Origin of the sequence: Frankia sp. AiPs1, from assembly GCF_023716945.1 — a bacterium.
GTDB lineage: Bacteria > Actinomycetota > Actinomycetes > Frankiales > Frankiaceae > Frankia.
Genome location: NZ_JAMQQF010000313.1, coordinates 1 through 6,757, shown reverse-complemented (window position 1 = coordinate 6,757; position 6,757 = coordinate 1). Strand labels below are relative to the sequence as shown.

Sequence of the window (6,757 nt, the reverse complement as noted above, 5' to 3'; positions counted from 1 at the left end):
ACCGGCGCGGCCGCGAATCCCACGACCGCCCACCCCCCGACGCCCGCACCGGCCAGGCCGAGGATCCTGCGCCGGGATGGAGGGGCCGGGTGGCGCGGGCGGCGGGGCGGATCGGCGGTGGGCATGGCGTCCTCCGTGTTCACGTGGCCGGGTCAGCGGGCACGCTACGACAGTCGGGGCATCACCCTGTGTATCGAAGCGCCGGCCGGTTCGAGCCAGGCCACGTGGTCTGCCGGCCGACCCCCGACCGGCCCGCCGCACTGCCCCCGGATCTACCCGGACACCACCGGCAATCTGGTCGACGGCGCGCGGGGGCGCGGCGGCCGAAAATTCCCCATCGGGCCGCCTTCGGGCTGCCCGTGCGTCAGCGGTGCGCGTCCGTGTCGAGGACCGCGGGGTCGTCCACCTGGATGCCGTCGATGACGAAGCCGCGTGTCCCGGTCACGACGGGCGGCGCGGAGCCGTCCCCCCGCCAGCGGTTGCGCAGGAAGTAGTGCCAGGTCGGCGTCTGGGCGGTCGCGGGTCTGTCCCATCCGGCGGCCTCGGCCCGCCCACGCTGATACGTGATCTTCGTGGTCATCCTGACCCCCGGGTCGGACTGTCCGCCCGTGGTCGAGCCGCCGTTGGTCACGTAGGCCGCATACGACGGCACCGCCGGGAGCCGACGATCGTCGTCCTCGGGACCGGCCGGACCGGCGCGACCAGTCGGCCGATCGCTCGCGCCGACGGGCAGTTGTGCCCCGCCCCGGCCTGGCGTCCCACCCCGACCTGGTGTCCCGGCTCGCCCCGGTGCCCCGCGCCGCCCTGCGCCCGGAAGTGTTGGCCCCGATGAGCCCGCGCCCGGCAGACCATAGGCCAACACGCCGTACCCGCCCCCGGGGCCGGCCGGCGTGGCCACGACGTTCATCTCGGCCAGTCCGGGCTGACCCGGCACCGGGTGCGGGCCGCTGCCCGGACCTGCGCCGACAGCCGCCTCGCCGGAGTCCTCGCGCAGACCGAAGCGGTCGTGCAGGCGCCGCAGCGGCGCCGGCGCCCACCAGTTGTACTTGCCGGCGAGGGCCATGAAGGCCGGCACGAGGATCGCCCGCACGACGGTGACGTCGAGGGTGATCGCGACCGTCAGGCCCACCCCGACGAGCTTGATCATGCTGATGTGGGAGGTGGACAGCGCGACCATGACGACCACGAGGGCGAGCGCCACACTGGTGATCAGCGGGCCGGTCACGCCCAGACCGATGGCGACGGATTCCTTGTTGTCGCCGGTCCGCTGGTATTCCTCGCGGATGCGGGCGAGCAGGAAGATCTCGTAGTCCATGCTCAGCCCGAACGCGATGAAGAACATGAGCACCGGGCTCGTCATCTCGAGCGTTCCGGAGACCTGGAAGTCGCCGGTCAGGCCGCGCAGGTGACCGTCCTGGAAGACGAAGACGAGCAGGCCGATCGTCGCGGCGAGGTTGAGCGAGTTCAGGAACATCGCCTTGAGTGGCAGTAGCACGCTGCCGGTGAACAGGAACAGCAGGATGAAGGTGGCGGTCATCACAATCGCGAAGGCGATCGGAAGACGATGCAGGATGGTGCGCGAGGTGTCCAGGAAATGGGGCGCAAGACCGCCCATGAGGACATCGAAGGGGGCCGGGGTCGCCTTCAGCTCCCGGACCAGGCCTTTTGCCTCCTCGGACAGCGGAGAAGTGTCGCCCTGCCACACCGACAGCCAGGCGCCACCATGGATGCCCACATAGCCCGTCGGCGCCTTGGGCACCTCACCGACCCGTTTTCCCTGCATGAAGCTGCCGGTCACGGTGTCGATGCGAGCAATACCCGGAAGCGCGGACAGCCGAGTCGCGTAATCGGTCAGCCTGGCGGCGTTGACCGGGTCCCGCGCGTCCACCCCCGGCACGACGATGGGGATCTGGCAGGGCAGACAGACGATGAAGTCGTCACGCATCGCGTCGTTCACCACATGCGATTCCGCGGTGGCCGGCAGCACCGTGTCGTCGGCCAGGGCCAGATTGAGGTGGCGCAACGGCGAGGCACAGATCAGCAGGATGGCGACGGCCGCGCCGCCGTACAGCAGTGGCTTGCGCATGACCCGGCGGGCCAGCGCCGTCCAGCCGCGGCCGGCGGCGGTGACCTCCCGCGAGCGGTGGCCACCCGCGCGGCGGGTGCCGACAGGTCGGCGCCCGTCGGTGCCACGCCGCCGGGACAACGCCGCGCGGATGTCCCCACGATCGAGGCGGTCCCCCATGACCATCAGCGCCGCGGGCAGCACGAGCAGCGCCGCGACCTCCGAGGTCACGACGACGATGATGCCGGCGAAGGCGAACGAGCGCAGGTAGTAGAGCGGGAAGACGAGGGCCGCGGTCAGCGACAGCGCCACGGTCACGCCGGAGAAGAACACCGTGCGCCCGGCCGTCTCCAGCGTGCGGCGCAGCGCCGCGCCCGGGAACAGCCCGCGGTCCTGCTCCTCCCGGAACCGTCGGAGGATGAACAGGCTGTAGTCAACCGCAAGGCCGAAGCCCAGCGCGGTGGTCAGGTTCACCGAGAAGACGGAGACGTCGGTGAGCGTCGCCGCCAGCCGCAACAGCGCCAGACTCGTCACCACGGACACCACGCCGACCAACACCGGCAGCAGGGCGGCCGCCACCGTCCCGAAGGCGTAGAGCAGAACCAGGAAAACCAGCGGGGCGGCCGTCGTCTCGCCGCGTTCGAGGTCGACCCGGCTGCGTTCGGTGACGTCTCGCATGACCGCCGGGGCGCCCCCGAACCGGACCTGTACGCCCGGCCCCACGTGGGAGTACCGGTCGTGCAGCACGCTCAGGCGATCCTGGATGTGATCTTCGGATCCGGTGAGCCGGAACACGATGAGCGCCGAGCGGCCGTCCTTCGCGCGCAGCAGCGGTGCGCCCGCTTCGGCGCCGTTCGGCCAGTACGACAGGACGGAGGTGACCCCGTTCTCCGCCGCGAGCTGCCTGGTCAGCTCGCGGCCGAGGTGGACGGGCGTCGGACCGTCGATCCCGGCGTCGGAGGTGAGCATGACGGCGATGTTGGGGGGCGCGTCGGGAAACTCCGCGTCGAGGAGCTGCTCGGCCTGGGTCGAGTTGTCCCCCGGCGCGTAGAAGCCGCCGGTGGCAAGCTGATGATAGATCCCGGCGTTCCACGGCAGCAGGACCACCACGAGCAGGCAGGCGGCCGCGAGTAGCCGGCCACGGTGCAGCACGGCCGCGTCCGCCGCGACCGTGAACAGGGAGCGCGGAGGTGCGGGAACGCCGGCCATGGAGGCCATCGAGGCCATGACCCGGCGCGAGACACGCGGTGGGCCAGCGCCACCGCTTCCTGTTTCCGCAGGTAGATGACCCACCCATTCATCTTCCTCATCGCGTCCGCGTGGCAGCGCGGCATACGCCACCCGATCAGTTCGGGATTCGCGTTGCTGCGCCGAATCGGCGAACGACGGCATGACGCTCCCTTCGAGGATCCCCCGCAACGGTGGATCTCCCGGCAGCCCGGTGATCGCACGACGGCGCCGAGACGACCGCGTGGCCGGACGTGCAGTACGGCGAGGACTTCCCGGGTCGCTACCTCAAAACTAGACCTCCGGGAGGTCGTCGATTCCGAAATACCCCCGTTCGGGGGTAGGGAAAGGTGTGGTCGTCGACGGGGTGGCATTCAGTACCCGGAATCCAGATCTGTGGTCGAGCGGATCGGGTGAGGGGGATCGGCTCCAGCGGCGTACCACTGACGGGAGGGAATGCCGGGGGGCCAATCTCGAAGGTGGTACGGCAATGCCTCAGGCTCAGACCATGGTTCGACAGATCGACACCGCGGTTCAGCAACTCGTGCCCGCCCAGCGGGGCAGCACGATCGCGGCTCCGGTGACGCATCGCGTCGACGCCTGGTCGAGAATCTCCTACGCCTGCATGAAGAAAGTACTGACTCCGATATGCCAATCCTTCTGGCATCCACTGGTCGAAGGTCTCGAGAACATTCCGACCGATGGTCCTGCCATTATCGCCGGCAACCATCTTTCGGTGCTTGACGCCGCGTTCCTCGCGATCGCGTCCAACCGGCGGATCACCTTCCTGGCGAAGAGCGAGTACTTCACCACGCCGGGCCTGAAGGGCATGGCCGGAAAGATGTTCGTCGCCGCGACCGGTCAGATCGCCGTGGACCGCGGCAACCGTCGGAAGGCGACCGCGGCGCTGCAGGCCGGCGCGGGTGTGCTGAGCCGGGGCGACCTGCTGGGGATCTTTCCGGAGGGGACCCGGTCACCGGACGGTCGGCTGTACCGCGGCAAGCACGGCGTGGCGCGGCTGGCGCTGCAGACCGGGGTGCCCGTCATCCCGGTGGGGCTGGTCGGCACCTTCCAGGTCCTGCCCATGGACCGGCGGCTGCCACGCGCCGGACGGGTCGAGGTCCGGTTCGGCACACCACTGAACTTCCCGCGCATGACGGGCGAACGCACCGGGCTGGCGCAGCGGGCGGCGACCGAGCAGATCATGAAGTCCATCCAGGAACTGTCCGGGCAGCGCCAGGCGGACATCTACGCCGAGCGCTTCAAGGCCTCCTTGGGACTCGTCAGCCGATGACCATCGCCATGATCGGCTGACGACAGGCCGTCCATTTCGCCGCATCTCCCTGGTCGGTGCGGCGGAGTGGACGAAGCGGGGCCGGTGCGGCGGAGCGGGCCGCACCGGCCTCGCGCATGCCCGCGGGAAACGTCGCGCACGGACGCCGACGCTACGGATTCCGGCCGGCCACTTCAACGAGACCGACGGACGGTCAAGCCACCGCCGGCGGGTCCCCGACACCGGCAGGCCCGGCCGCCCCGGGTGGAATCCCCCGTGGACCTCCCGGTTCGACGACCGGCGGCCACACAGGAACGGCAATGACCATGGTCGGTCGGTTACCGCCCGCTCGGGCACCTTCAGGCCGCGCAGGTGGCGGCGATCCCGCGCCGGGTTGATGCGTCCGCACCACGCCAGACCACCTCCACACCACGCCACACCACGCCAGACCACCGAGGCCAGTCCAGGCCGCGGGTTCGAGCAGGAGAGTGGGACAGCTCCGCGGTGCCGATCGGCCCGTCGACGTCAGGTCCGCGGGACCTCACGGCGCCGCCGGCGATTTCGGGGCGGCCGGACAGACGGCGACGCGGGCCGACCCGACCGGGCCGACCCGGCGCAGGCCGAACGATCGCCGGCTCGTGCCGTTCGGCCCGGTCCGCCGGGCCTGCCATCATGACTGACCGAGTGGAGCCGACCGGCCCGGGAGAAACCCCCGACGCCGTCGGCCGAAAGAGCACTGGTGTGGCCGACGGTGCAACGCCGTCCGCTCCGTTGCCGGCGCGTCCGACCGTCGACCCATCCCGCGCCGGCGGATCCGGTGGATCCCGGATCCGCCGGTGCGGGATGAGGCGTTCAGCCTGGGAGCCAGTCAGACTCGCAGCATTGCATTGCATTTTGGTGCAGGTCGCGCGCCGTATCCGAAGGCGGCGTCGCCTGACCGGCGGATCTCCCGGACGAAGCCCGGGAGCCGCCGCCGGGTCAGGGAAGCATGCCCAGCTGGCGAGCGGCGTGCACCGCCGCGGTCCGGTTACGGACCCCGAGCTTGCGCATGATGCTGCGCAGATATGCCTTCACCGTCTCCGGTGAGACGGTGAGGCGCCGCGCGGTCTCGACGTTGGACAGGCCGAGTGCGACCTGCGCCAACACTTCGAGTTCACGCGGGGTCAGCGCCAACCGGCCGCCGACCTTCGCCTCCTGGTCCAGCAGTCCGCGCAGCAGCTCCGATACGCCCCCGATCCGGCCACGCAGCAACGGGTCGGCCACATGTTCGGTGACCTCCTGAAGCTCCCGGTAGGCCAGCCGTAGACTCTCCTGTGGCTGGCCGGGCGAACGCGGCAGCGGCACTGCGCCTACCGCTCTGGTAGCCGGCGCACGATGCCCTGGTGGCATCGCCGTCGACAGCGGCTCCGTACGCGCTGCGACTGCGCCCAGCTCGCGTTCCATCAGTCGAGCCGTGGCGATGGCCGCGTGAATCGCGGCCTCGGTGAACGGCGCCTCGGTCCGCATGGCTCCATACAGCACGGCGACGACCACGCTGTCCATGCAGACCGGCACCGCGAGAATCGCTCCCAGCTCACTGCTCTCGATCGTCGGAGCAGTGGAGCGAAGAACTCTTCTCGCTGCCGCCGGGTCGTTGATGACGACCGGGCGGCAATGCCGGACCACCTGCCCGCCGATTCCCGTCCCAGGCGGAACGGAGTGACCGAGCAGTCCGCTCGGTGCGGGTCCGTCCACGTTGGTGACGGTCAAACGACCGGAATGTGGTGTGACCATTCCACCGAATGTGAGATGGGCTCCCGATGAAGCGCGCAGCCGGGCGATCGCCCGCGGCAGGACTATCTGCACGCGACTGGGGGCCGACACGTCCACTGTCACGAGCGTCCCCTTCCCCGACCTGTAGAAGACGAAGGGAATCGTAGCACCCGTTTTACGATAAGCACAAATAAGTGCACAAACGGCATGACGCCGAATGTTGTCCGAGAGTCGGGACCTGTTTGCGCGTAACGGCCTTTTCCGACTCGAACCCAACCTCAGGAGAAGGGCAGATCAAGCTGCGTGGGCGGCCCACCGGAGACGCACGCGCCCACGCTCGCCGGCTCGGGGACGCCGGCCCTGGGATCGCCGTCCCGTCCACCGGCCGCCGCGCCGTCCCCGGCGTCGGCCACGACGCCGGTCACAGCGCCGTCCCCGGC

The 6,757-nt window shown here is 70.2% G+C and carries 3 protein-coding genes; 1 reads left to right on the top strand and 2 read right to left on the bottom strand.

The window, feature by feature from the left end; translation table 11 throughout:
* Positions 1-364 precede the first annotated feature (364 nt).
* The gene (locus ND748_RS21575; protein WP_251747803.1) at positions 365-3,274 is read right to left on the bottom strand and encodes an MMPL family transporter; all 2,910 of its coding nucleotides are present in this window, start codon (positions 3,272-3,274) and stop codon (positions 365-367) included.
* A 370-nt stretch (positions 3,275-3,644) separates the two neighbouring features.
* Between ND748_RS21575 and ND748_RS21570 the strand changes: the two genes are divergently transcribed.
* The gene (locus tag ND748_RS21570; protein ID WP_251747802.1) at positions 3,645-4,586 is read left to right on the top strand and encodes a lysophospholipid acyltransferase family protein; all 942 of its coding nucleotides are present in this window, start codon (positions 3,645-3,647) and stop codon (positions 4,584-4,586) included.
* 957 nt (positions 4,587-5,543) lie between these two features.
* Here ND748_RS21570 and ND748_RS21565 read toward each other — a convergent pair.
* A complete protein-coding gene (locus ND748_RS21565; RefSeq protein ID WP_374215995.1) occupies positions 5,544-6,299 on the bottom strand; it encodes a LuxR C-terminal-related transcriptional regulator in 756 nt (251 codons plus the stop codon).
* Positions 6,300-6,757: the final 458 nt, after the last annotated feature.

What these genes read in the sequence shown, in the direction of transcription:
- ND748_RS21575 (WP_251747803.1), bottom strand. Translation starts at nt 3,274, where the DNA reads ATGGCCGGCGTTCCCGCACCTCCGCGCTCCCTGTTCACGGTCGCGGCG.